The 24,619-nt window shown below is 71.0% G+C and carries 22 protein-coding genes; 6 read left to right on the forward strand and 16 right to left on the reverse strand.

Annotated elements, in window-relative coordinates; all coding sequences use genetic code 11:
• The first annotated feature begins 72 nt into the window (after positions 1–72).
• Complete coding sequence (locus ALLO2_RS26950; protein ID WP_152569697.1) at positions 73–330, forward strand: hypothetical protein; 258 nt, start codon at positions 73–75, stop codon at positions 328–330.
• 367 nt (positions 331–697) lie between these two features.
• Here ALLO2_RS26950 and pyk read toward each other — a convergent pair whose 3' ends face one another.
• Positions 698–2,113 (reverse strand): pyruvate kinase, encoded by a 1,416-nt coding sequence (gene pyk / locus ALLO2_RS05665; protein WP_011436116.1) that lies wholly within the window; start codon positions 2,111–2,113, stop codon positions 698–700.
• 269 nt (positions 2,114–2,382) lie between these two features.
• Here pyk and ALLO2_RS26210 point away from each other — a divergent pair, with 269 nt between their 5' ends.
• Entirely contained in the window at positions 2,383–2,559 is a 177-nt protein-coding gene (locus tag ALLO2_RS26210) for a hypothetical protein (RefSeq protein WP_023841550.1), read from the forward strand.
• A 123-nt stretch (positions 2,560–2,682) separates the two neighbouring features.
• On the opposite strand, the gene ALLO2_RS05670 is transcribed toward ALLO2_RS26210, so the two are convergent.
• The 3 genes from ALLO2_RS05670 to ALLO2_RS05680 all read right to left on the reverse strand — a co-directional run bounded on the left by ALLO2_RS05670 (position 2,683) and on the right by ALLO2_RS05680 (position 5,755).
• Positions 2,683–4,608 carry an ABC transporter ATP-binding protein gene (locus ALLO2_RS05670; protein ID WP_011436114.1) on the reverse strand — a complete coding sequence of 642 codons (1,926 nt, stop codon included), beginning with the start codon at positions 4,606–4,608 and terminating at the stop codon, positions 2,683–2,685.
• A 103-nt stretch (positions 4,609–4,711) separates the two neighbouring features.
• Positions 4,712–5,533, reverse strand: coding sequence for an enoyl-CoA hydratase/isomerase family protein (locus ALLO2_RS05675; RefSeq protein ID WP_011436113.1), 822 nt, complete (start codon positions 5,531–5,533; stop codon positions 4,712–4,714).
• A 3-nt stretch (positions 5,534–5,536) separates the two neighbouring features.
• Positions 5,537–5,755, reverse strand: coding sequence for a helix-turn-helix domain-containing protein (locus ALLO2_RS05680; protein ID WP_009399485.1), 219 nt, complete (start codon positions 5,753–5,755; stop codon positions 5,537–5,539).
• Positions 5,756–6,391: 636 nt separating this feature from the next.
• On the opposite strand from ALLO2_RS05680, the gene ALLO2_RS25410 reads away from it, so the two are divergent.
• Positions 6,392–7,897: a hypothetical protein gene (locus ALLO2_RS25410; protein ID WP_023841551.1), complete on the forward strand. Its 1,506-nt coding sequence runs from the start codon at positions 6,392–6,394 to the stop codon at positions 7,895–7,897.
• On the opposite strand, the gene ALLO2_RS05695 is transcribed toward ALLO2_RS25410, so the two are convergent.
• Positions 7,805–8,830 carry a cation diffusion facilitator family transporter gene (locus tag ALLO2_RS05695; RefSeq protein WP_035730253.1) on the reverse strand — a complete coding sequence of 342 codons (1,026 nt, stop codon included), beginning with the start codon at positions 8,828–8,830 and terminating at the stop codon, positions 7,805–7,807. The genes ALLO2_RS25410 and ALLO2_RS05695 overlap by 93 nt on opposite strands.
• Positions 8,831–8,868: 38 nt before the next feature.
• The gene (locus tag ALLO2_RS05700; RefSeq protein WP_011436109.1) at positions 8,869–10,482 is read right to left on the reverse strand and encodes an ABC-F family ATP-binding cassette domain-containing protein; all 1,614 of its coding nucleotides are present in this window, start codon (positions 10,480–10,482) and stop codon (positions 8,869–8,871) included.
• 459 nt (positions 10,483–10,941) lie between these two features.
• Between ALLO2_RS05700 and rfbB the strand changes: the two genes are divergently transcribed.
• Entirely contained in the window at positions 10,942–11,946 is a 1,005-nt protein-coding gene (gene rfbB, locus ALLO2_RS05705; protein WP_035730255.1) for a dTDP-glucose 4,6-dehydratase, read from the forward strand.
• Positions 11,947–11,968: 22 nt separating this feature from the next.
• Here the strand turns inward: rfbB and glgA are convergent, their stop codons facing one another.
• The 10 genes from glgA to ALLO2_RS05755 form a co-directional block, all read right to left on the reverse strand.
• On the reverse strand, positions 11,969–13,204 hold the full coding sequence (glgA, locus tag ALLO2_RS05710) for a glycogen synthase (RefSeq protein WP_011436107.1): 1,236 nt from the start codon (positions 13,202–13,204) through the stop codon (positions 11,969–11,971).
• Positions 13,205–13,316: 112 nt separating this feature from the next.
• Positions 13,317–14,555, reverse strand: a complete 1,239-nt coding sequence (gene glgC, locus ALLO2_RS05715; protein WP_035730389.1) for a glucose-1-phosphate adenylyltransferase — start codon at positions 14,553–14,555, stop codon at positions 13,317–13,319.
• 227 nt (positions 14,556–14,782) lie between these two features.
• Positions 14,783–15,232 carry a metal-sulfur cluster assembly factor gene (locus ALLO2_RS05720; protein WP_011436105.1) on the reverse strand — a complete coding sequence of 150 codons (450 nt, stop codon included), beginning with the start codon at positions 15,230–15,232 and terminating at the stop codon, positions 14,783–14,785.
• Positions 15,229–15,747: a Fe-S cluster assembly sulfur transfer protein SufU gene (gene sufU / locus ALLO2_RS05725; protein WP_011436104.1), complete on the reverse strand. Its 519-nt coding sequence runs from the start codon at positions 15,745–15,747 to the stop codon at positions 15,229–15,231. The genes ALLO2_RS05720 and sufU overlap by 4 nt, the downstream gene beginning before the upstream one ends.
• Complete coding sequence (locus ALLO2_RS05730; protein ID WP_035730256.1) at positions 15,744–17,072, reverse strand: cysteine desulfurase; 1,329 nt, start codon at positions 17,070–17,072, stop codon at positions 15,744–15,746. The genes sufU and ALLO2_RS05730 overlap by 4 nt, the downstream gene beginning before the upstream one ends.
• A complete protein-coding gene (sufC, locus tag ALLO2_RS05735) occupies positions 17,069–17,875 on the reverse strand; it encodes a Fe-S cluster assembly ATPase SufC (RefSeq protein WP_023841555.1) in 807 nt (268 codons plus the stop codon). Before sufC ends, ALLO2_RS05730 begins: the two co-directional genes overlap by 4 nt.
• Positions 17,872–18,249, reverse strand: coding sequence for a non-heme iron oxygenase ferredoxin subunit (locus tag ALLO2_RS05740; RefSeq protein ID WP_011436101.1), 378 nt, complete (start codon positions 18,247–18,249; stop codon positions 17,872–17,874). The genes sufC and ALLO2_RS05740 overlap by 4 nt, the downstream gene beginning before the upstream one ends.
• Positions 18,246–19,505: a Fe-S cluster assembly protein SufD gene (gene sufD, locus ALLO2_RS05745; protein WP_035730260.1), complete on the reverse strand. Its 1,260-nt coding sequence runs from the start codon at positions 19,503–19,505 to the stop codon at positions 18,246–18,248. Before sufD ends, ALLO2_RS05740 begins: the two co-directional genes overlap by 4 nt.
• Complete coding sequence (gene sufB, locus ALLO2_RS05750) at positions 19,505–20,917, reverse strand: Fe-S cluster assembly protein SufB (RefSeq protein ID WP_011436099.1); 1,413 nt, start codon at positions 20,915–20,917, stop codon at positions 19,505–19,507. The genes sufD and sufB overlap by 1 nt, the downstream gene beginning before the upstream one ends.
• Positions 20,914–21,825: a metalloregulator ArsR/SmtB family transcription factor gene (locus tag ALLO2_RS05755; protein ID WP_023841556.1), complete on the reverse strand. Its 912-nt coding sequence runs from the start codon at positions 21,823–21,825 to the stop codon at positions 20,914–20,916. The genes sufB and ALLO2_RS05755 overlap by 4 nt, the downstream gene beginning before the upstream one ends.
• Positions 21,826–22,152: 327 nt before the next feature.
• Here ALLO2_RS05755 and ALLO2_RS05760 point away from each other — a divergent pair, with 327 nt between their 5' ends.
• The gene (locus ALLO2_RS05760; RefSeq protein WP_011436097.1) at positions 22,153–22,857 is read left to right on the forward strand and encodes a hypothetical protein; all 705 of its coding nucleotides are present in this window, start codon (positions 22,153–22,155) and stop codon (positions 22,855–22,857) included.
• A gap of 155 nt (positions 22,858–23,012) precedes the next feature.
• Positions 23,013–24,545 carry a glycerol kinase GlpK gene (gene glpK / locus ALLO2_RS05765; protein ID WP_035730263.1) on the forward strand — a complete coding sequence of 511 codons (1,533 nt, stop codon included), beginning with the start codon at positions 23,013–23,015 and terminating at the stop codon, positions 24,543–24,545.
• The last annotated feature ends 74 nt before the right edge of the window (positions 24,546–24,619 follow it).

The following is a 24,619-nucleotide window of genomic DNA, read 5'->3' on the forward strand; positions in this document are numbered from 1 at the left end:
GCGCTCCCCGCGCTCCCGGGGTTTCCCGGCTTTCCGAAGTTTCCCGGCTTTCCGGGATTCTCTGTCTTTGTCGTGCCCTGCGGGCTTCCGGCCCGCTCCGCACCGCTCCGGCCGGCCGGATCCGCATCGGCCGAACTCGCGCTCGCTGCTCGTCCGCTCTGGGAGGAGGTCGGATTCGGCGCACGGGCGGACGTGGCGGCCGCGTTCCTCCCGGCCCCCGGGCGCGGTGCGGTCTTCTCCGTGGTCCCACCGCTCTGCCCGGTCCGGGGTACTCCGGTTTCGGGATTGGCCGCGGCGTCGCCGTTCGTCGACCGGGCGTCGGACGCCTGACCGTCCGTCCCACTTCCCTGCTCGGCCATCCCACCACTTCCTGACATACACCGTGTGCAACAGGCCGCCGGCCGACCCGGTACGGACCGGTACGGACCGGAGGCGGCCGGGCCCCGGGCCGTACCACGCCCCCAGCTTGTCCGCCTAGGCCCAGCTGGGCCTCATCATGACAGTCATCGGTCCACGCCTGACATGTGCCAGAACGGCAACGGCACAACGGGGGGCCGCGCCGGCGGGCCGCCGGTGACCGGCGGACTCGGCGTCGGCGCGGCTCGGGGTGCTCGAGGTATGCCAGTTCTCGGTCAGGGATCAAAGATCAGGGATGCGACGCTGACACCAGACGGTGGGGTCGGTTCAGACGGTGGGGTCAGATGGCCTCCCCGATGCGATGGACCCGCATCATGTTGGTCATGCCGGCCACGCCCGGCGGCGTCCCGGCGACGACNACCACCAGTTCACCCGGCTTGCATCGGCCAATATGGAAGAGGGCGCTGTCGACCTGGCGGACCATCTCGTCCGTGCTGTCCGCGAACGGCACGAGGAAGGTTTCCACGCCCCAGAAGAGCGCCATCTGGTTGCGGACAGCCGGAATCGGCGTGAAGGCCAGCACCGGGACCTCGGTACGGTACCGGGCGAGTCGCCGGGCCGTGTCACCACTGAGGGTGTGGGCCACGAGGTAACGGGCGCCGACCGCGGCTCCTACCGACGCGGCGGCCTGGGCGAGTGCCCCACCGAGCGTGCGCGGTTCGGTCCGCAGGGGCGGTATCCGGCCGAGGTCGGCCTCGGCGGTCTCGATGATGCGCGCCATGGTGGCCGTGGCCTCGATGGGGTAGGCACCGACGCTCGTCTCCGCCGACAGCATGATCGCGTCAGCGCCGTCCAGGACGGCGTTGGCGCAGTCACTGGCCTCGGCACGGGTCGGCCGCGGCGCGCTGACCATGGACTCGAGCACCTGGGTCGCGACGATCACCGGCTTGGCCCGCTCCCGGGCCTGGCTGACGGCGCGCTTCTGCACGAGCGGCACGTCCTCGAGCGGCAGCTCGACCCCGAGATCGCCACGGGCGATCATCAGACCGTCGAACGCCTCGATGATCTCGTCGAGTTCGGCGACCGCCTGCGGCTTCTCGATCTTGGCGTGGACCGGAACCCGGATCCCCACCTCATCCATGATCGCATGCACCGCCGCGGCGTCCACGGCGCTCCGGACGAAGGACAGTGCGACCATGTCCACCCCGAGGTTGAGAGCGAACCGCAGGTCAGCGGCGTCCTTCTCGGTGAGCGCCGGGACGGTGAGCGCGGCGTTGGGAATGTTCATCCCCTTGTGGTCGCTCACCGGCCCGCCGACAACGACCGTGGTGTGGACGTCGGTGTCAGTCACCCCGTCGATCTGCAGGACCAGGCGGCCGTCGTCGACCAGGACGCGATCCCCGGCCGCGACGTCGCCCGGCAGGCCCGGGTAGGTCGTGCCGACCTGATGCTGATCGCCGGGAACATCGCGGATCGTGACGGTGAACCGCTGACCGGGCAGCAGGGTGACCCCGCCGTCGGCGAAGTTCCCCAGCCGGATTTTCGGTCCCTGGAGGTCGGCGAGCGTGCCGACGCTGCGGCCGGCCGCCTCCGCGGCCTCGCGCACCCGCGCGTAAGTGACGGCATGCTGTTCGTGTGTTCCGTGGGAGAAGTTTAGTCGGGCAATGTCCATTCCCGCGTCGACGAGGGCCCGGACCTTCTCTGGCGAGCTGGTCGCGGGGCCGAGGGTACAAACAATCTTGGCTCTACGGGGCACACCCAGAGCCTAAGTACTGATCGTCGGTCATTGCACACGGGGGCCACCGGGAGGCGCGCGCGGCGGCCCGAGAAGTAGTCAGATCAGGCGTATCCGTTATATGCTGCACGTGGTCGCACGGCGGCGTACCGTTCATATCGTCCGCGCCACACCCCTGTCGGTTGACGCGCGTGATACGGGAAAGACGGCAAGGGCGCCGGACGTTCCTGGGATCCGCTTCCTCGGATGCGGAAGTCGGTAGGGCACGATCGAGTCCCCCCGGAGCCGATATGAAACAAAATCCCGCCATCCACCGCCAGCCGTCCGGCGACATCGACATCGCCGTCGCCGACGTCATGGCTCCCGCCGAGACCAGCGTCGTCGCCTCGGAGGTGCACGCCGGCAGCGCGGCCGGCGAGAGCTCCCCCACGGCCGCAGCGCTTCGTTCGGCCGAGCCCGGATCTTAGTGTCGCCACGACGGGCGGCCGTGGGCGGCGACCGGCCGCGGACCACGGCCGGTCGCCGCCCACCTGTCGGGTCGGCGCGACGCCGGCCGCCCGAACGTGGCGCGCCCGGATGTGGCCCAGGAGTCAGACCCCGACCGGTGGGGCACTGGCCCCTTCGGCCCACCCCGCATCAGCACCGACGGGCGTGACCGGGGCGAACTGGGTCCGGTACAACTCGGCATAGAGCCCGCCGCGGGCCAGCAGCTCCTCATGGGTCCCGCTCTGCACGATCCGCCCGTCGTCGACCACCAGAATGCGGTCGGCGTCGCGCACCGTGGACAGCCGGTGCGCGATGACCAGGGATGTCCGTCCCACCAGCGCGGCGGTCAGCGCCTGCTGCACGCCGGCCTCGGACTCGCTGTCGAGGTGCGCGGTGGCCTCGTCCAGCACGACGATGCCCGGTTCGCGCAGCAGCAGCCGGGCGATGGCCAGCCGCTGCTTCTCCCCGCCGGACAGGCGGTAGCCCCGGTCACCGACGACCGTGTCCAGGCCGTCCGGCAGGGAGCGCACGAGCGGCCCGATCCGCGCCGCGTCCAGAGCGGTCCACATCTGCTCGTCCGAGGCGTCCGCCCGGGCGAAGGCCAGGTTCGCGCGGATGGTGTCGTGGAACAGATGCGCGTCCTGGGTGACCACACCGACGGCGGACCGCAGGGACCGAAGGGTGAGATCGCGGACGTCGTGCCCGCCGATGCGTACCGACCCCGACCGCACGTCGTACATGCGCGGAACGAGCTGGCTGATCGTCGTCTTGCCCGCTCCGGACGGGCCGACCAACGCGATCACCTGCCCCGGCTCGACCCGGAAGGTGACATCGTGCAGCACCGGCGTGGGCACCCGCGGGTCGAGTACGGCGACCGACTCCAGCGACGCCAGGGAGACCTCGTCGGCGGCCGGATAACGGAAACCGACATGATCGAACTCGATGGTCGCCGCGCCTGCCGGCAGATCGACAGCGCCCGGCCGGTCGGCGATCGCCGGCTCCAAATCGAGCACCTCGAAGACCCGCTCGAAGGACACCAGCGCCGTCATGACGTCGACGTGCACGTTGGAGAGCTGAGTGAGCGGCCCGTAGAGCCGCCCGAGGTAGGCCGTGAGCGCGACCAGGGTACCGACCTCCAAGCTGCCCTGGGCAGCGAACCGACCGCCTATCCCGTAGACGATCGCGGTCGCGAGCGAGGCGACCAGGGTGAGCGAGACGAAGAATATGCGGCCGTACATGGCCTGGGTCACCCCGATGTCACGCACCCGCCCGGCCCGAACACGGAAGTTCTCGTCCTCCCGTTCCGCCGAACCATACAGTTGCGCGAGCATCGCTCCGGACACGTTGAATCGTTCCGTCATCGTCGTGTTCATCTCGGCGTTCAACCCGTAGCTCTCCCGGGTCAGCCTGGCCAGGCGGGGCGCCAACAAGCGGGCCGGAATAATAAATACCGGCAGCAACACGAGCGACACGAGCGTGATCCGCCAGGACAGCACCAGCATCGCGGCGAGCACGAATCCGGCGGACAGGATATTCGACAGCACCGACGACAGCGTGTTGGTGAACGCCGACTGCGCGCCGAGCACGTCGTTGTTCAACCGGCTGATGAGCGCCCCGGTCTGGGTCCGGGTGAAGAAGGCGAGCGGCTGGCACTGCACGTGCCGGAACACCTGGCTGCGCATCTCGTAGATCAGACCCTCGCCGATCCGGGCCGAGAACCAGCGCTGCGCGAGCGACAGACCGGCGTCCAGGAACGCCAGGCCCGCGACGACCGCGGCGAGCGCCTGCACGAACCCCACCCGGTGGCGCACGATGCCGTCGTCGATGATCGTCTTGAAGATCATCGGAACAACCGCACCGACAGCCGAGCTGAGCACGATGAGCGCGAGAAAGTAGGCGAGCTGCCGCCGATGGGGGCGGGCGAAGGCGACGATCCTGCGCAGGGTGCCAGGCCGCAGCGAGGTCCGGGTGACCGAACGGTCCTGTTGGAAGGTACGCATCGTGGACCAACCGTCCGTTCCCGGTCGCATCAGCCCTCCCTGGCGGCGGTGTTTAGTGTGTAACGAGGTAAGCAGGAATTGCGGACGGGCATTCCCGCAGCGGATGCGGCTCGTCGGGNGTGCTGGCTGCCGCTCACCCCGCCGCGGGGTCGTCACCGGCAGCGGAGCGGGCGATGACGACGCGTTCCCAGGCCTCGTCCTCGGCCCGCTCGTTGAGACGGCCGGAGCGGGTGGCGGGACGGGAACGCCGCGCGCCGCGCATCAGCGCCTTCACCTCGGCCGCGATGTCGCGGGGAACCGCGAGGAGCGCCGCGACCAGCACGCCGACCTGCTCGTCCAGCAGCTCACGCGGCAGGACCCGCTGGGCCAGCCCGATCCTGGCCGCTTCGTCGGCGGCGAGCTCGCGGCCGGTCAGGCAGAGGTCCAGGGCATTCGCGTATCCGAGGAGCTCGACCAGCCGACCCATGGCACCGGCCGCGGGCAGGAAGCCGTCACGCGCCCAGGTCAGCCGGAAGCGCGCATCCGCGGCGAGGACCCGCAGGTCACAGGCGACCGTCACCGCGAGACCGAGGTCGCCGACCGTCGTGTCCACGACGGCCACACTGATCAGGTCGGACCGGTCGGAGACCCGCCCCATCGCGTCGCGCCACGCGCGATAGCCCGCGGCCGGGGACAGCCGCCCCTCGGCGGACGCAGGTCCTCCCTCGCCCACCCGGGGTGCGGGGTCGGTGAGGTCAGCGGCAGGCGGGGGGCAATGACCTATCCGGACAACCAGGACCCGGACCTCACCGGTCAACCGACGCAGTTCGCCGACCAGCGCCGACGCGAGAGCCGGGAACGAACCGGCCCCGCCGGTATCACCGAGGTCCGTCATCCCGATCGTGACGAGAGGCCCGGCGACCCGCACGCGCAGCCCGGCCGCCGCCGCCGCTACAGCGGCGGCGGGGACCGCCATGATTCAGGCGCTTTTCTTCTTGGTGCCCCGGGTCGCACCACCCCGGCCGCGCAGGGTCGTACCGGACTCCGAGAGGATCCGGTGGACGAACCCGTACGAACGACCAGAGGACTCGGCGAGCAGGCGGATGCTCTGCCCACCTTCGTACTTCTTCCGAAGTTCNGCGGCAAGCTTGTCCCGCTCGGCGCCGGTGATCCGGGTTCCTTTCCTGAGCTCGGCCAACGTGGCCCCCTCCGTGTTCGATGATCTGCGAACCGATCTTCACTCAGCTTGAGTAAACGCGCCACTCGAAGCAGATGTGATCCATCACACGCGACGCCGGTGCATGACCGTGCCCTCGCGTTCCTTCCTCCATGCCGGCGGTCACCAGCGATGGCACGGGTCGCACCCACCCGCTGGCACAGCAGGCGCGCATGGCCGACAGTGCTACCGAGACCAGTGTCCCCAATCCCCGGTACGCGGCCCGACAACAGCATCGGCGCGTCGCCACGAACATCGTCATCTTCGCGATCAAGATCTTCTCTCGATGCAACGCTGCAGGTACGACCATCAGTCGATCACTGTACAGAGCGAGCCGACGGACCGCGAACGCGGCCGATCGATTCGACTGATTCCTCACATCCGACACCGGTTGTCCNCCTCGTCGGGGCCGGGCCCGCTCCCGTGCCAAGGCCCGATCCGGCGAGACCGCGGACGGCTCGTCGCNCCCCCGCCGGCACCTCCGGCATCCGGCTCGGGAGCAACTGCGGCGCTGGGAGCGAACCGGACTCGTTACCGTGCAGTGGTGGTCGGTGACGTAATGATCTCCGGGTCGGCACCGAAGGTGCCCAGCTACGCGGCCTGCCTCGGTACGGACCGGTGAGCGCGACGGACGGCGCCTCCGACCCGACCGCTGTCGCCGCCTCCAGCCGGTCGCCCGGACCGCGTGGCGGCCTGTCCCGGCCCTGGGCTGGGTCCGCCGGGCATACCGAGGCCAGCGAGGCGGCGCTGTGGCTCATCCTGGTGGCCTGCGGTCTCGTCGGCATGTTCCTCGTCTCCACCGGCGACCTTGATCTGGGCATCGGTGACCCGCCGCTGCGCGGCGGATGGGCTCCCCGTCTCGATTCCCTCGTCCTGGTCCCGCTCGCGATCGCCGTGGTCGTGATTGCCCTCACCGCCTGGTGGGCCTCGACCATCCCCCCGGCGGCCACCCCGAACACCCCGAACACCCCGGCCATCCCGAACACCCCGAACACCCCGAACACCCCGGCCATGGCGACCGGCCCGACGAACAGGCTGCCCTGGACCGTCCTGCTCGTCCTGGGCTACGTCGGATCGCTGGCGTGGAGCGGCACGCTCGCGCTGGTCGCACCCGGGGAGATCACGGCGGATCTTCGCATCCCGGCGGATCTCCTGGCGGCGGCAAAAGCCGTCGGTGACGATCCGCTCGGCTTCCTCGCCTCCTACACCGCGACCACCACGCACGCCGCCGCGGGGACTACGGCCGTCCTGCCGACCCATCCTCCGGGCCCCGTCCTGACCGTCTGGGTGCTCACCAGGGTGGGGATGCACGGCGCGGTCGCGATCGGGATGCTGTTCACCGCCCTGGGCACGCTGGTCGTCCCCGCCGTCTCGATCGCGGTGCGCTCGTTGTGCCATGAGACGGCCGCCCGGCGCCTGGTCCCCGTCCTCGTCCTGGCCCCGTGGAACGGATGGATGGCGGCGTCCCCGGACGCCGTCACGGCTACCCTGGCCACCCTGGCCGTCGCGGTGGGGGTGGTCGGATGCGAACCGGGTCGGCGCTCGATGTGGTGGGCGCTGGCAAGCGGGCTGCTGCTCGGCCTCGCGGGGCTGTTCGGCTACGCCTCGGTCTGGCTTGGCGTGGCGGTCGCGGCGGCCTACTTCGTCCGCCGTCGCCCGATCCTCAACGTCATGACCGGCCTGGGCGCGCTCCTGCCGCTGTGGCTCTTCTACGCGTGGGGTTTCTCCTGGCCCGACGGGCTGGCCCTGGCGAGCGCGCCACGGCCGGGGCTCGCCGGCACGCTGGCCTGGATCGCCGTGGATCTGACCGTGGTCGTCCTCGTCGGCGGGCCGGTTCTCGTCCGGGCGGCGCGCCGCCTGCGGCTGACCCCGGGCTGGCCGCTGCTGGTGGGGGCCGGCGCGACGATGCTGTTCGCGACGGTCCTCGGACTGGCCGAGGGCGACGTCGAAGAGTCCTGGCTGCCGGTTTTCCCCTGGTTGCTGGTGGCCGCGGTGGCGCCCCGTCCCCGACCGGAACTGCCTGGGGACAAGCTACGGGCGGGAAACCTGCCGGTGGTACTGATGTCCCTCGGCGCCCTGAGCGCGCTCGCGCTGCGGCTCTGCCTCGCCGGCGGCACCGGCTGACGGATCCCGTCGTCGACCCGGCTCGTCGCGGAGGATGTCGGGCTCGAGGAAGATGCGCAGCGGAACCGCCACCGCGGCCCGCAGCGCCGCCTCCGCGCCGTTGATGGTGGCGGCCACCTCGGGCATCGCCAGTTCCGCCCCGATACCGATCTTGGCGGCGACGAGCAGCTCGTCCGGCCCGAGGTGCAGCGTGCGCAGGTGGATGACCGTGGCGACGCCCGGGGCGGCGGCGAGCGTGCGGCGGATGGTGGCGACCATTGCCGGGGCTGCGGCCTCGCCCACCAGCATGCCGTACGCCTCGGTCGCCACGATGACGGCCACGATCAGCAGGAGCACGCCGATGGCCAGCGTTCCCGCGCCGTCCCAGATCGGGTCGTCTAGTGCCAGCGTCAGTCCGACCCCGAGCAACGCGAAGATCAGCCCCAGCTCGGCTGCCAGGTCCTCCAGCAGGACGATGGGCAGTTCCGGGGCCCGCGCCTCCCGAATAAACCGCCACCAGGACCGGTCGCCCTTCGTCTTCTTCGACTCGCGCATGGCGGTCGCGAAGGAGTAGGACTCCAGCAGCACCGCGATCAGCAGGACGACGACCGCGACCAGCCCGCTCTCCAGCTCATGCGGATGGCGCAGCTTCTCGACGCCCTCATACACCGAGAACAGCCCGCCGAGGCTGAACAACACGATCCCGACCAGGAAGCCGGCGATGTAACGCGCCCGCCCGTACCCGAAGGGATGCTCCTCGTCCGGCGGCTGGACGGAACGTTTCTGGCCGAGCAGGAGCAGGCCCTGGTTGCCGGAGTCGGCCACCGAGTGGATGGACTCGGCCAACATCGACGACGACTGAGTGACCAGGANCGCGACGAACTTCGCCAGCGCGATACCCAGATTGGCGGCCAGTGCCGCCATTACCGCCTTGGTGCCGCCCTGCGTACTCACAAAGGTTCTCCGTTCGGTTCCCGGCGCAGGGTCCCTGCTCAGGCCAGGGTGATGAGCTCGGCCAGATCGGGTGACCAGTTGTCCTCGACCCCGTCCGGCAGCATCAGGACCTTCTGCGGGTCGAGTGCCTCGACGGCCCCCGGGTCGTGGGTGACTAGGACGACCGAGCCCCGGTACGTGGCGAGCGCGGCAAGCACCTCGTCGCGCGAGGCGGGGTCGAGGTTGTTCGTCGGCTCATCGAGCAGGAGGACGTTGGCGGAGCTGCAGACCAGTCCGGCGAGCGCGAGGCGGGTCTTCTCGCCGCCGGACAGGGTCTCGGCGCGCTGCTCCACGCTGTCTCCGCTGAACAGGAACGCGCCCAGGATGCGACGCAGCTCCACGTCCGACGTCCCCGGCGCGGCGGCCCGCATGTTGTCCAGCACCGAGCGGCTGGTGTCCAGCGTCTCGTGTTCCTGCGCGTAGTACCCGAGACGTAGACCGTGACCGGGATGCACCTGGCCGACGTCGGGTGCCTCCTGGCCCGCCAGGATGCGCAGCAGCGTGGTCTTGCCGGCACCGTTCAGCCCGAGGACCACGACCCGCGAGCCGCGGTCGATCGCGAGGTCCACACCGGTGAACACCTCCAGCGAGCCGTAGGACTTCGACAGTCCGGTGGCGGTCAGCGGCGTGCGGCCGCACGGAGCCGGGTCCGGGAAGCGCAGCTTGGCCACCCGGTCCGCGACGCGCGCCTCGGCGAGCCCGGCCGCGAGCCGCTCGGCCCGCCGGTCCATCTGATGGGCGGCCCGCGCCTTGGTCGCCTTGGCGCGCATCTTGTCGGCCTGCGCCTTCAGCGAGTCGATCTTCTTCTCGGCATTGGCGCGTTCCCGGCGACGGCGGCGCTCGTCCAGCTCGCGCTGGTTGAGGTAGGTCTTCCAGTTCACGTTGTAGACGTCGAGGGTGGCCCGGTTGGCGTCGAGGTGGAAGACCTTGTTCACGCACTTGTCGAGCAGGTCGACGTCGTGGCTCACCACGATCAGGCCGCCCGTGTGGGCGCGCAGGAAGTCCCGCAGCCACCCGATCGAGTCGGCGTCGAGGTGGTTCGTCGGCTCGTCGAGCAGCAGGGTCGCGTCGGCGTTGCCGGACCCGGCGAACAGGATGCGGGCGAGTTCGACCCGCCGCCGCTGCCCACCGGACAGGGTGCCGATGGGCTGGGCGAGCACCCGATCGGCCAGGCCCAGCGACGAGCAGATCCGGGCAGCCTCCGCCTCGGCGGCATAACCGCCGAGCGTCCCGAATCGCTCCTCCAGGCTGCCGTAGCGGCGGATCGCCGCGTCCCGCGCCGTGGCGTCGACCAGCTCGGCCATCTCCAGCTGCAGCTTCTCCATCTCGCGCAGGAGAACGTCGAGACCGCGCGCCGACAGCACCCGATCACGGGCGGTGTCGGCCAGATCGCCGGTACGCGGGTCCTGGGGGAGGTAACCCATCTCACCCCGGATGTCGACGGTGCCGGCGAACGGCAGCCCCTCCCGGGCAAGCACCTTCAGCAACGTTGTCTTGCCGGCCCCGTTGCGCCCGACGAGACCGATCCGGTCGTTCGGCTGCACCCGGAAGGATACGGGCTCGATCAGAGTGCGGGCTCCGGCACGCAGTTCGAGCTCGGACACAATGATCATCGAGGTAGGGCCTCTTTCGGGCTTCCAGACAACGCCGGGCGAGCGTCAGAGCGTTACACCGGCGACGTCGGGTTGACACGGACAACGGCGGGGACCCCACCAGAGCACGGCGAACCGGGACGACCGAGGNCGGGCACGGGGNAGGTCGGGCACGGGGNAGACCGCGCACCGTGCCCACCAGGGACGGCACGGTCGGGCGCGCGACGATCACGATACGACGATGCTCATGACCTCAAGAGTACGGAAGCCATCGGGCGCCGTGGCCGCCGGATAGCCCTCGAACAGGTCCGCCACGCGCCAGAGCGTAAGGTGCCCCGTGCGCCCACGGTCNCCCGCCGTCGTCCGGGTGGCCGCGCGCCGGCCAGGCCGCTGCCCGCCCGCCACGAGAACATGGGCGACGTCCGTCCACCGCCCAGCCGCATGCGTCGCCGCGCAGGCGCACCGATCGAAAGGCACACCATGTCGACGCTCCTCGTGACCGGAGCCGCCGGGTTCATCGGATCGAACTTCGTCCGCTACTGGCGGACGCGGCATCCGGAGGACGCGGTCGTGGCGCTCGACGCCCTGACCTACGCCGGCTGCCGGGAGAACCTCGCCGACGTCGCGGACCGCGTCACGTTCGTCCACGGCGACATCCGTGACCAGGAGCTCGTCGAGTCGGTGCTGCGGGAGCACTCCGTGGACGTGGTGGTGAACTTCGCCGCCGAGTCGCACAACAGCCTGGCGATCATCCGCCCCGGCGAGTTCTTCGCGACGAACGTGATGGGTACCCAGACCCTGCTCGAGGCGGCACGCACGGTCGGGGTGGCCCGCTTCCACCAGATCTCCACCTGCGAGGTCTACGGCGACATGGACCTCAACGACCCCGGTGCCTTCACCGAGGACTCCCCCTACCTCCCCCGCACGCCCTACAACGCGGCGAAGGCCGGCGGGGACCACGCCGTACGCGCCTACGGCTTCACCTACAACCTCCCCGTGACGATCACCAACTGCTCGAACAACTACGGTCCCTACCAGTTCCCGGAGAAGGTCATCCCCCTGTTCGTNACCCGGGCGCTGCAGGGCGAGTCGCTCCCGATGTACGCCTCCACCACGAACCGGCGCGAGTGGCTGCACGTGATGGACCACTGCCGGGCGATCGACGCGGTTCTGGACCGTGGGCGGCTCGGCGAGACCTACCACGTCGGATCCGGCGTCGAGGCGGACATCGAGACGATCGCCGACACGGTGCTCGCCGAGCTCGGTCTGCCCGCGTCGTTGAAGACGATCGTNCCCGNCCNCCCCTCGCACGACCGCCGCTACCTGCTGGACTCCACCAAGCTGCGGACCGAGCTGGGCTGGACGCCGTTGATCGACTTCGCCGAGGGCATGCGGTCGACCATCGCCTGGTACAAGGAGAACGAAGCCTGGTGGCGTCCGCTGCTNGGTCGCTCCCCGGTCTCCGAAACGGCCTGGACGAGCTGACGGCTCCAGCCGAGCTGAGGCGTCAGCCGCCGGTCAGCGATGCGTACAGCCGCGCGGTGCGCTCGGCGATCGCCGCCCAGCCGAACTCGGTGACGGCCCGGTCCCGGCCCGCATGGCCCATCGCGGCCGCCCGGACCGGGTCCGCGAGCACCTCGTTGACGGCCCCGGCCAGCGCGCCGGGGTCGCCGGGCGGCACCAGCAGACCGGTGACGCCGTCGTCGACGACCTCGGGAATGCCACCGACCCGGGAGGCGACGACCGCGGTGCCGCACGCCATCGCCTCCAGGTTGACGATGCCGAGCGGCTCGTAGACCGACGGGCAGACGAACACGGTGGCATGGCTGAGCAGCTGGATCACCTCCGGCTTCGTCAGCATCCCGGGCAGCCAGACCACGCCGTCGCGGCCTGCGCGCAGGCCCTCGACCAGGTCGGTGATCTCCGTGAGCAGCGCAGGGGTGTCCGGGGCCCCGGCACAGAGCACGAGCTGCGCCCGGGGGTCGATCGCCGCAGCCGCCCGCAGCAGCACCGGCAGCCCCTTCTGCCGGGTAATCCGCCCCACGAAGATCACCGTCGGCCGGGCCGGATCCACCCCGTGACGTTCCAGCACGTCGGTCGCGGTGTCCGGACGGTACTCGTCGGTGTCGATGCCATTGCGGATGACGTGCACACGGGCCGGATCGACCGCCGGGTAGGCATCGAGGATGTCCACGCGCATGCCCGCGCTGACCGCGACCACGGCGGCCGCCGACTCGATCGCGACCCGCTCGCACCAGGACGACACCCGGTAGCCCCCGCCCAGCTGCTCGGCCTTCCAGGGACGCCGGGGCTCCAGCGAGTGCGAGGTCATCACGTGCGGGACGCCGCCGAGCAGCGCGGCGAGATGGCCACCGAGATTCGCGTACCAGGTGTGCGAGTGGATCACGTCCGCGCCGACCGCCGCGGCGGCCATGGACAGGTCCATCGACACGGTCCGCAGCGCGTCGTTCGCGTCGGCGAGCGCAGCCCAGCCCCGGTGCGCCGCGACCGCGGCGACCCCCGGGGCACCCGCCCTCTCGACCACCGGTCGGTCGACGGCGCCGGTCGACGGCGCCGCACCCGCGGGCCCGCCGCCCGCCGACCCGCCGCCCGGCGCCGGCCCCTCGCGGTGGACGGTGAGGTCGACAAGCCGGGCGAGCTCCCGGCTCAGGTACTCGACGTGCACACCCGCCCCGCCGTAGACGTCCGGGGGGTACTCCCGGGTGAGCATGGCGACGCGCATGTGCGGTCTCTCCCAACGGTGCCGTGACGGGACGGGTGCAAACGGGACGGGTGCGGGCGGTGGAGGCGAGGAGCGGGGCGGGTGCGGGCGGATGGGGCGGATGGCGGCCGGTTCAGTCGGCGATCGTGACGCCCTTGCCGACGACGGTGATGCCCTGCTCGCTCACGGTGTAGCCGCGGGCGCGGTCCCGGTCCTTGTCCNCCCCGACCTGGGCGCCCGCCGGCACGTGCACGTTCTTGTCCAGGATGGCGTCGCGGACGACGGCCCCCCGGCCGACGAGCACGTTGTCCATGAGCACCGTGTGGTCGACCTCGGCCCAGGAGCTCACCCGCACTCCCGGGGACAGCACCGACGAGCGCACCGTGCCCCCGGAGATGATGACTCCATTGCTGACGATGCTGTTCACGGCCGTGCCGGTGCGCTGCAGGCCGTCGTGCACGAACTTCGCCGGTGGCAGCGAGGGGATGCTGGTGAGGATCGGCCACTCCCGGTTGTAGAGGTTGAACACCGGGTCGAGCGCACACAGATCCATCTGCGCCTCGAAGTACGAGTCGACGGTGCCGACGTCGCGCCAGTAGCCGCGGTCACGCACCGTCGTGCCCGGGACGACGTTGCCGGCGAAGTCGTACACCGCCGCCGCCCGCTGGGCCACGAGCATCGGGATGATGTTCCCGCCCATGTCGTGGACGCTGTCCTCGTCCGCGGCGTCCTTGCGCAGGGCGTCGATCAGCACGTCCGTCGAGAAGACGTAGTTACCCATCGAGGCGAACGTCTCCTCGGGGCTACCCGGCAGACCCGGCGGATCGGCGGGCTTCTCCAGGAACGCCTCGATCGTGCGGCCGTCGGGCGCCGTCTGGATGACCCCGAACGCCCTGCCCTCGGATCTCGGCACCCGCAGCCCGGCGACGGTGACGCCGGCTCCGCTGTCGAGATGCTGGGCGACCATCTGCCGCGGGTCCATCCGGTACACATGGTCCGCGCCGAAGACCACGACGATGTCCGGGGCGTCGTCGTAGACGAGGTTCAGCGACTGGTGGATGGCGTCGGCGCTGCCGGCGAACCATCGCGGCCCCAGCCGCTGCTGCGCCGGCACCGGCGTGACGTAGTTGCCGAGCAGGTTGCTCATCCGCCATGTCGTCGTGATGTGCCGGTCGAGACTGTGGCTCTTGTACTGGGTCAGGACCGCGATGCGCAGGTAGCCCGCGTTCACCAGGTTGGACAGCACGAAGTCGATCAGGCGGTACAGCCCGCCAAAGGGGACGGCGGGCTTCGCCCGGTCCGCGGTCAGCGGCGCCAGCCGCCGTCCGGCACCCCCGGCCAGCACCAGACCGAGGACCCGCGGGCTCGGCACAGACAGGCTCCCGTCTTCCGGCTCGATCTCCGAACGACCGGCGGGGCCGGACACCACGCCACGAGGCGGGAAGCCCGCCGAAATGGGCCGATGACGACGCCGATCGCCTGGTTCCGACCCTACAAGCCTGGCGGGCGGATACGGGCGGAGTGAGCGGTGGTTGCTGGGTAGCCAGCCGTACGTTGCGCGAACCCCACCGGTTGTTCATCCAGTGGGCCGGGGGGACGTCAGACGTTGAAGCCGAGCGCGCGCAGCTGCTCGCGACCGTCGTCGGTGATCTTGTCCGGCCCCCACGGCGGCATCCAGACCCAGTTGATGGTCACGTCCGCGGCCAGCCCGTCCGGGCCGTCGACCAGGGCGGAGCGGGTCTGGTCCTCGATGACGTCGGTGAGCGGGCAGGCCGCCGAGGTCAGCGTCATGTCGAGGGTGACGGTGTTGTCGTCGGCGACGTGGATGCCGTAGACGAGGCCGAGGTCGACGACGTTGATGCCGAGTTCCGGGTCGACGACGTCGCGCATCGCCTCCTCGATGTCCTCGAAGCTGGCGAGCTCCGGCGGGGCGTCCGGTCCCGTCGGGTCCGGGTCCAGCACCGGCTTCGGGACCCCGGCGGGCTGATCCGCCGCCTCGGCGGTTTCTCCCGTCGCGGCCGAGCGCGTCTCGGTCACCGTCTCGCTCATGGCTTCTCCTGCTCGGGTACGTCGAGGGGGGCGACGCGGGGGTACGCGACAGAGGTGGATGCGCCGGCGACGGCGACACTCGGATCCATCGCCTTAGCGGTCGCGTCCTTCCACGCCATCCAGGACAGCAGGGCACATTTCACCCGGGCGGGGTACTTGGAGACGCCGGCGAACGCCACGGCGTCCTCCAGCACGTCCTCGTCACCCTCGATGGTGCCCCGCGACTGCATCAGCGCCAGGAACTCGCGTTCGAGCTTCAGCGCCGCGTCGACCGACTTGCCGATCACGAGGTCGCTCATGACGCTCGCCGACGCCTGACTGATCGAACAGCCCTCGCTCTCGTAGGAGACGTCCTCGACGACCCCGTCCGAGACCTTCACCCGCAGGGTCACCTCGTCGCCGCAGGTCGGGTTGACGTGGTGCACTTCGGCGTCGAAGGGATCCCGCAGCCCCCGGTGGAGCGGGTTGCGGTAGTGGTCCAGGATGATCTCCTGGTACATGGAGTCGAGTTTCACCTCAGAAAGAACCTCCGGACCCCGTGCAGTCCTTCCACCAGGGCGTCGACCTCGCCGGTCGTCGTGTAGAGGTGGAACGACGCGCGGGTCGTCGCAGGTACCCCGAACCGCAGGCAGACCGGCCGGGCGCAGTGGTGCCCGACCCGCACGGCAATGCCGCGCTCGTCGAGGATCTGTCCGACGTCGTGGGGATGGATCGGCCGGCCGTCGTCCTCGTGCAGCACAAAGGAGATCGCCCCGCCGCGGGCGTCCGCCGCCGGCGGACCGATGATCCGCAACCCCGGCACCTCGGCGAAGGCGTCCAGCGCGTAGGCCGTCACCGCGTGCTCGTGCTCGGCGACGGCCGGCATGCCGAGCGCGGTCAGGTAGTCGACGGCCGCGCCGAGCCCGACCACCTGGGCAATCATCGGGGTGCCGGCCTCGAACCGGTGCGGCGGCGCCGCGTAGGTCGAGCCCTCCATGGTGACAAGCTCGATCATCTCGCCGCCGCCGAGGAAGGGCGGCATGACCCCAAGCAGCTCGTAGCGTCCCCAGAGCACCCCGACCCCGGTGGGCGCGCACATCTTGTGCCCGGTGAAGGCCAGGAAGTCCACCCCGAGCTCGGTGACGTCGACCGGGTTGTGCGGTACCGACTGGGAGCCGTCGAGCACGGTCAGCGCGCCGACCTCGCGGGCCCGCGCCACCACCTGCGCGACCGGGTTGATCGTGCCGAGAATGTTCGACTGGTGGACGAAGGCGACGACCTTCGCCCGCTCGGTGATGATCGAATCGAGGTTGCTCAGGTCGAGCCGGCCGTCGTCGGTCAGCCCGATCCAGCGCAGCGTCGCCCCGGTGCGCCGGGCCAGCATCTGCCACGGCACGAGATTGGAGTGATGCTCCATCTCGGTGACGACGATCTCGTCACCCGGGCCGACCCGGAACCGCTCCGCCTCGGCGCCGGCGGCCCCGGCGTTGCTCATCGCGTAGGCGACGAGGTTCAGCGCCTCCGAGGAGTTCTTGGTGAACACCACCTCCCGGCGGTCGCCCGCCCCGATGAAGGCGGCGACCTTGTCCCGGGAGGCCTCGTACAGCCCGGTGGCCTCCTCGGCCAGCACGTGGATGCCGCGGTGCACGTTGGCGTTGTGCAGCTCGTAGTAGGTCCGCTCGGCGTCGAGCACCGCCAGCGGCTTCTGCGAGGTGGCGGCGCTGTCGAGGTAGACCAGCGGCCGGTCGCCGTGCACCGTGCGGGCCAGGACGGGGAAGTCCCGGCGGACCTGCTCGACGTCGAACCCGCNGACGAGCCGGGGTCCGGACCCCGGGCGCACGGCCGCGTCGGTCAGCGTCATGACACCGCTCCCACGCCGGCCGGCGTGGCCGCGCCGCCACCCTTGACGTAGCGGTCGTAGCCGGACTCCTCCAGCACGGCGGCCAGTTCCGGGCCGCCCTCGTCGACGATCCGCCCCGCCGCCATGACGTGGACGAACTCGGGACGGATGTAGCGCAGGATGCGGGTGTAGTGGGTGATGAGCAGGATGCCCGTCTCCCCCTTGGCCCGCACCGACTCGATACCTGCGGAGACGATGCGCAGCGCGTCGACGTCGAGGCCGGAGTCGGTCTCGTCCAGCACGGCGATCTTCGGCTTGAGCAACGCCATCTGCAGGATCTCGTGACGCTTCTTCTCGCCGCCGGAGAAGCCCTCGTTGACGTTGCGCTCGGCGAACGCCGGGTCCATCTCGAGCGCGGCCATGGAGGTCTTGACCTCCTTGACCCAGGTCCGCAGCTTCGGCGCCTCGCCGCGCACGGCCGTGACCGAGGAGCGCAGGAAGTTCGACACCGAGACCCCGGGGATCTCCACCGGGTACTGCATCGCCAGGAAGATCCCGGCCCGGGCCCGGGCGTCGACGCTCATCGCGAGGACGTCCTCGCCGTCGAGCGTGATGCTGCCCTCGGTGACCGTGTACTTGGGATGGCCCGCGATCGAATAGGACAGCGTCGACTTACCCGACCCGTTCGGCCCCATAATCGCGTGCGTCTCGCCCTTGCGGACGGTCAGGTCCACCCCGCGCAGGATCTCGCGCGTGCCCTCGCCGTCCGTCTCCACCGAGACATGCAGATTGCGGATCTCCAGTGTGGACACCGCTGCCGTCACCCTCGTTCCGGGTTCGAATGTGTGACGTCGACGAGCACGTCGTCGCCGTCGATGGTCACTGCGTACGTGGGCACCGGCTCAATCGCCGGCAGGCTCAGCGGGACGCCGCTGGCCAGGTCGAACTGGGACCCGTGCAGCCAGCACTCGATCTTGCCGTCCTCGGCCTCGCCCTGGGAGAGCATCACGTCGGCGTGCGAGCACTCGTCACGCACGGCGTAGACCGCCCCGCCCGACCGCACCACGCACACCGGCACGCCCTCGATCTCGGTGCCGATCGCGGTGCCCTCGGCGAGGTCCGCGGCGGCACACACCCGGTGCCACCGCGGGGCGACCGAGGAGCCGCCCGCGGCAGAACCGCCGGTCGCGGTCGTCATCCGCCCACCTCCACCGACAACTCCGCCGACGACGGCTCCGCAGCCTCGTCCGGGAGGTCGGCCGACAGCTCGCCGGCAATCTTGATCATGATGCGTTCCCGCAGCTCCGGCACGTCGATCCGGTCGATGATCTCGGCGAAGAAACCGTGCACCACGAGCCGGCGGGCCTCCTCGGGCGAGATCCCCCGCGACTGCAGGTAGAACAGCGCCTCGTCATCGAACCGGCCGGTGGCACTGGCGTGACCGGCACCGGTGACCTCACCGGTGAGGATCTCCAGGTTCGGGACCGAGTCGGCCCGCGCGCCGTCGGTGAGCACGAGATTGCGGTTGAGCTCGTAGGTGTCCGTGCCCACGGCGCCGGCGCCGATGAGGACGTCGCCGATCCACACCGCGTGGGCGGCGTCCCCGCGCAGCGCGCCCTTGTAGGTGACCCGGCTGCGGCAGGAACGCGGCTCGTGCGTGACGAGCAGCCGGTGCTCCTGGTGCTGGCCGGCATCGGTGAAGAACACGCCGTAGAGCTCGGCGTCGCCGCCGGGCCCGCGGTAGTCCACGGTCGGGTTGAGCCGCACCAGATCACCGCCGAGGGTGATGGTGAACGAGCGCAGCCGAGCGTCGCGCCCCAGCGAGTAGGCGTGCGCGCCGAGGTGCACGGCGTCGTCGTCCCAGTCCTGCAGGGTGATGAAGGTGAGCGAGGCGCCGTGCCCCACGTACACCTCGACGTTGCCGGCGTAGGTGGCGCTGCCGGTGTGGTCGAGCACCACGGTGGCGGACGCAAACGGGCCCACTTCGACGAGGACGTGACCGTAGGCCACCCCGCCCGGGGAGCCGCGCCGCCCGCCGTCGCCGCTCGTCGCGACGAACCCGGCCGGGGACCTGGGGCTCTCACCGTGCAGGTGCACGNCCNCCGGCTNGGNGAGCGNGGCCTCGGCNGGGANGGTGACGGCGAGCGCGCCCGCCGACCGGGTCAGGGCGAAGGCGGCCACCCGGTCGGCCGGGGTCAGCACCCGACCGATCCGGGCGTCGGCGGCGGCGAGCTGCTCCACCTCGACCCCCGCGGGCGCGGTGACCGACACGGAGACCTTGCCGTCGGCCTCGGGGCCGGTCGGCAGTCCGCGCAGCCGGCGCAGCGGGGTGAACCGCCACGCCTCCTCGCGTCCGGTGGGCACGGCGTGGTCGAGCGGGTTACGGGACCGTACGGGACGGGGTACGGCACCGGAGGCGGCCGGGGGCCGACCGGTGGCGTCGATGACGACCATCAGCCGACCGCACCTTCCATCTGCAGCTCGATGAGGCGGTTGAGCTCGAGGGCGTACTCCATGGGCAGCTCCCGGGCGATCGGCTCGACGAAGCCGCGCACGACCATCGCCATCGCCTCCTCCTCGGACAGACCCCGGCTCATCAGGTAGAACAGCTGGTCCTCGCCGACCTTGGAGACGCTCGCCTCGTGCCCGATGGAGGCGTCGTCCTCGCGCACGTCAACGTAGGGGTAGGTGTCCGAGCGGCTCACCGTGTCGACGAGCAACGCGTCGCACTTGACCGTCGAGCGGGAGGCCGACGAGCCCTCGTTGATCTGGACGAGCCCGCGGTAGGACGTCCGCCCGCCGCCGCGGGCCACCGACTTGGAGACGATCGTCGAGGAGGTGCGGGGCGCGGCGTGCACCATCTTCGCGCCCGCGTCCTGGTGCTGACCGGCACCGGCGAAGGCGATGGAGAGCACCTCGCCCTTGGCGTGCTCGCCGAGCAGCCACACGGCCGGGTACTTCATCGTCACCTTGGAACCGATGTTGCCGTCGATCCACTCCATGGTGCCGCCCTCGTGGCAGGCGGCACGCTTGGTGACCAGGTTGTAGACGTTGTTCGACCAGTTCTGGATGGTCGTGTACCGGCAGCGCGCGTTCTTCTTCACGACGATTTCGACGACCGCCGAGTGCAGCGAGTCCGACGAGTAGACCGGCGCCGTGCAGCCCTCGACGTAGTGCACGTAGGCGCCCTCGTCGACGATGATCAGCGTCCGCTCGAACTGGCCCATGTTCTCGGTGTTGATCCGGAAGTAGGCCTGCAGCGGGATCTCGACCTGCACGCCCGGCGGCACGTAGATGAAGGATCCGCCCGACCACACCGCCGTGTTCAGCGCGGCGAACTTGTTGTCCCCGACCGGGATCACCGAGCCGAAGTACTCCTGGAACAGCTCCGGATGCTCACGCAGCCCGGAGTCGGTGTCCAGGAAGAGGACACCCTGCTCCTCGAGGTCCTCCCGGATCTTGTGGTAGACGACCTCGGACTCGTACTGGGCGGCGACCCCGGCAATGAGGCGCTGCTTCTCCGCCTCGGGAATGCCGAGCCGGTCGTAGGTCGCCCGGATGTCCTCGGGTAGGTCCTCCCACTCCTCGGCCTGCTTCTCGGTGGAGCGGACGAAGTACTTGATGTTGTCGAAGTCGATGCCCGACAGGTCGGCACCCCAGGTCGGCATGGGCTTGCGCTCGAACAGCCGCAGCCCCTTGAGGCGCAGGTCGGTCATCCACGACGGCTCGGACTTCTTGGCCGAGATGCCGCGGACAACCGCCTCGGACAGGCCGCGCTCCACGTCGGCGGCGTAGGCGTCGGTGTCAGCCCATCCGAACCGATAGGAACCAAGGCCTTCCAGGGCGGTCTCGGCAGAGGTGGTCATAGGGCGAAACCCTCCGAAGACGAGGATGGTGGACAGGCCAGGGACGCGGGCCGGGCCGGGCCGGATCCGGCCACGGCGGAATCGGGCAGCACCCGAGCGGAGCCGTCCTTCCCGGACCCGCTCTGATCGGACCCGTTCCGATCGGACCGGGCACGCGAAGCCATGCCGGGCGCCGTGCCCGCGGGCGGATGATCCGCGGCGGTGTGGCTCACGGCAGTGTGACCCGCGGGCGGGTGACCCGCGGGCGGGTGACCCGCGGGGATGTGGGTCGTGCAGACGCCGTCGCCGTGCGCGATCGTCGCCAGGCGCTGCACGTGGGTGTCGAGCACGCGGGCCAGCACCGCGGTCTCGGCGTCGCACAACGCCGGGAAGCGCTCCGCGACGAACTGGACCGGGCAGTGATGCTGGCAGATCTGCAGACCGGTGGGCAGCTCGGAGACGCTGGCGGTGTACCCGGCGGCGGTCATCGCCTCGGCGAGCGCCGCCGGGCGATCCGCCGGCTCCGCCGCCACGACCGCCTCGCGCACCCGCCGCTCCAGGTCGACGGCGCGGGTATCGGCGAACTGGGTGACCGCGCTCGCGCCACCCACCTCGGCCAGGAAGTGCAGCGCACCGGCCGCGAGATCGGAGTAGGCGTTGGGACCGGCCTGATGGCCGGCTTCGGTGAGCGCGTAACGCCGGGCCGGGCGTCCCCGGCCACGCGGCCCCCGGGACCGGCTCTCCGTGGGCGTGATGATGCCATCCGCGACCATGGCATCGAGATGCCTGCGGATAGCCGCCGGGGAGACCCCGAGCTGACGGGACAGCTCGGCTGCCGTGGCCGAGCCGCCCTCCAGGAGCAGACGCACGACCCGGTCGCGGGTACGGCCGTCCGCCGTCCCGCTCGTCCCGTCGTGGTCGTATTTCACAACGCCAGTGTGCCTTATTTCCTGGGCGCAGTCGAACCGGGGTCGCCGGAACTACAGCCCAATGGGGCGATCTTCGCCACAGCCATGACGCAGATCACATCCGCCGGACGTGAGCACACAACGGATACCCACGGGCCGTACCCGACCGACGACCGCAGGCGGCGGAATGCCAGACTTGCGCCCACTGCCATACCTGCGCGCCCACCCGGGCGCGCACCCCGGGTGGGCACACCAGGTCGGCACACCAGCGGGCCGACGGTCGCGACGCGCGGTCGCGCCCGGCCGCCACCGACCCGGAGACGATCTCAGGCGGGAGGCGACGGGCGGATGCGATCACAACTGTGGCGCGGCGGGGTCCGGCGGGCGCTGCTCTCCCTCGGACTGACTTTCCTGCTCGCGACCTCGGCGGCCTGCAGTGGCGGCGGGGAGAAGAGCAACGGGCTGGAGAAGCTGCCTGCCGGCGAGGTCGGCACGCGCACCCTGCAGGCGTTGCGCACCGCGACCGGCGTCCACGTCGTCGGCACCGAGGCCGACCCGCGCTCGGACGCCCCCGCCGGTTACGACCTGGTGATGTCCGGCACGGTCACCCGCGGCACCATTGACGAGTACGGTCAACGGACCCAGATCTTCAAGATCAAAGACGACACCTACGTCCGCCGCGGCCGCGCCTACTACGAGGGGACCGGTGACGCCGCGGCCGGGAACCTCCTCGCCGACCGCTGGGTCCGCCTAGCCCCCGCCGACGCCGCGAAATACAGCTACTTTACCCTCGACCGGCTCGCCGCGTCGCTGACCAGCTACGTCGTCGGGCTGTCCGGCCCGGTGCGGACCGAGAAGCTGGCCGGCACCCAGGCCGTCCGGGCCGCGGGCCCCGACGGAACAGCCTTCTGGGCGGCCAACACCGGGCCCGGCTATCCGTTGAAGGTGGTCGTCGCCGGCCGCTCCACCAACGAGATCACTTTCGACGATTACGGGACGCCCGCGACCGGCACCCCGCCCGGCGACGTCGTCGACCTGTCCAACCTCGGCTGAGCCGCCGTTCCCGGCACGCCGGGTCCGCCTTACCTACCCCTTGTCTATCTTTCCTCCCCCGCGTCCCTCTCCTTACCGTGCATCGCTCCCCTACCATGCCTCCTTACCATGCGTCCTTACCATGCGTCAGCGGACCCGTGGGCGGGAGGAACGAGATGAGCGTGCCGGCACGCGGATCCCTGGTGGCGGCGGTCGACCAGGGGACCACCGGGACCACGGTCTGCCTGCTCGACCGGGACGGGGTGGTCGTCGGCCGCGGCTACACCGGGATCCGGCCCGGGTTCCCCCGGCCGGGCTGGGTCGAGCAGGATCCGGACGAGCTCTGGCGCAGCGTCGTCGACACCGTCGCCGCGGCCCTGGCCGGCTGCGGTCGCCGGGCCGGGGAGCTCGCCGCCCTCGGCATCACCAACCAGCGCGAGACCACCGTGCTGTGGGACCGGCGGACCTCCGCCCCGGTCCACCCGGCCATCGGGTGGCAGGACCGGCGGACGGCCGCGGTCTGCGAACGCCTCACCGCCGAGGGGCACGCGGGTGCGGTGGGGGAACGCACCGGGCTGGTACTCGACCCCTACTTCTCCGGTACCAAGATCGGCTGGATCCTGGACGACGACCCCGGGCTGCGCCGGCGCGCCGGCCGGGGGGAGATCGCCTTCGGCACCGTCGATTCCTGGCTGGTCTGGAAGCTGACCGCCGGGGCCGCGCACGTCACCGACGTCACGAACGCCTCCCGCACCCTGCTGCTCGACCTCGCCGCCGCGACCTGGTCCCCGGAGATGCTCGATCTGCTGGGCGTTCCCGCCGAGGTGCTGCCCGCTGTCGCGCCGAGCTCGCGGGTCTACGCCGAGACCGATCCGGACGCCTTCCTCGGCGTGCGGATCCCGGTGGCGGCCGTGATCGGCGACCAGCAGGCCGCTCTGTTCGCCCAGGGCTGCTTCGAACCCGGCCAGGCCAAGAACACCTATGGCACCGGTTCCTTCGTGCTGGTGAACACCGGCTCGGCCCTGCCGGCGCCGCAGTCGACGCTGCTGCGGACCGCGGCGTTCCAGCTCGACGGCGAACCGGTGCGGTACGCGCTGGAGGGAGCGGTCCTGTCCACCGGTGCCGCCGTCGACTGGCTACGGGACTCCCTGGGGATCATCCGGGATGCCACCGAGACCGCCGACCTGGCCGCCTCCCTGACCGGCAACGACGGCGTCTACTTCGTCCCGGCGCTCGCCGGCCTCGGCGCCCCTCACTGGGATCCCCGCGCCCGCGGCGCACTGCTCGGGATCACCCGGGGGACCACCCGGGNGCACGTCGTCCGCGCGGTGCTCGAGGGCATCGCCTACCGCACCCGGGACGTCGTCGAGGCGATGGGTGCCGCGGGCTTCCCGGTGCGCGAGCTGCGGGCCGACGGCGGGGCCGCCCGCAACCACTGGCTCATGCAGTTCCAGGCCGACCTGCTCGGCGTCGAGCTCGACGTCCCGGACAACATCGAGACGACCGCGCTCGGTTCGGCCTACCTCGCGGGGCTCGCGACCGGGTTCTTCGCCGACCGCGAGGAGCTCGCCGGGCATCGGCGCAGCGCCGAGCGGTACCGGCCGAGGCTGTCCCGGGCCGAGCGGGACCGGTCCTACCGGCGATGGCTGCGCGCCGTGGACCGGGCCCGGGACTGGGCCAAGGACGCCGACGACGCCGACTGGGACTGACCGGGCCGACGGTGCCGACCGGGCCGACCGGGACTGACCGGCCGACCGGGCTGACGGGGCTGGCGCGGCCGGAA

This window comes from Frankia sp. Allo2 (genome assembly GCF_000733325.1).
GTDB classification, from domain to species: Bacteria; Actinomycetota; Actinomycetes; order Frankiales; family Frankiaceae; genus Frankia; species Frankia casuarinae.

Bases quoted from the DNA above. Each gene is read 5' to 3' on its own strand.
- ALLO2_RS05670 (WP_011436114.1), bottom strand. From the start codon at position 4,608: ATGCGACCGGGAACGGACGGTTGGTCCACGATGCGTACCTTCCAACAG.
- ALLO2_RS05700 (WP_011436109.1), bottom strand. From the start codon at position 10,482: ATGATCATTGTGTCCGAGCTCGAACTGCGTGCCGGAGCCCGCACTCTG.
- ALLO2_RS05675 (WP_011436113.1), bottom strand. From the start codon at position 5,533: ATGGCGGTCCCCGCCGCCGCTGTAGCGGCGGCGGCGGCCGGGCTGCGC.
- ALLO2_RS26210 (WP_023841550.1), top strand. From the start codon at position 2,383: ATGAAACAAAATCCCGCCATCCACCGCCAGCCGTCCGGCGACATCGAC.
- ALLO2_RS05720 (WP_011436105.1), bottom strand. From the start codon at position 15,232: ATGAGCGAGACGGTGACCGAGACGCGCTCGGCCGCGACGGGAGAAACC.
- glgA (WP_011436107.1), bottom strand. From the start codon at position 13,204: ATGCGCGTCGCCATGCTCACCCGGGAGTACCCCCCGGACGTCTACGGC.
- ALLO2_RS05740 (WP_011436101.1), bottom strand. From the start codon at position 18,249: ATGACGACCGCGACCGGCGGTTCTGCCGCGGGCGGCTCCTCGGTCGCC.
- sufB (WP_011436099.1), bottom strand. From the start codon at position 20,917: ATGACCACCTCTGCCGAGACCGCCCTGGAAGGCCTTGGTTCCTATCGG.
- ALLO2_RS05760 (WP_011436097.1), top strand. From the start codon at position 22,153: ATGCGATCACAACTGTGGCGCGGCGGGGTCCGGCGGGCGCTGCTCTCC.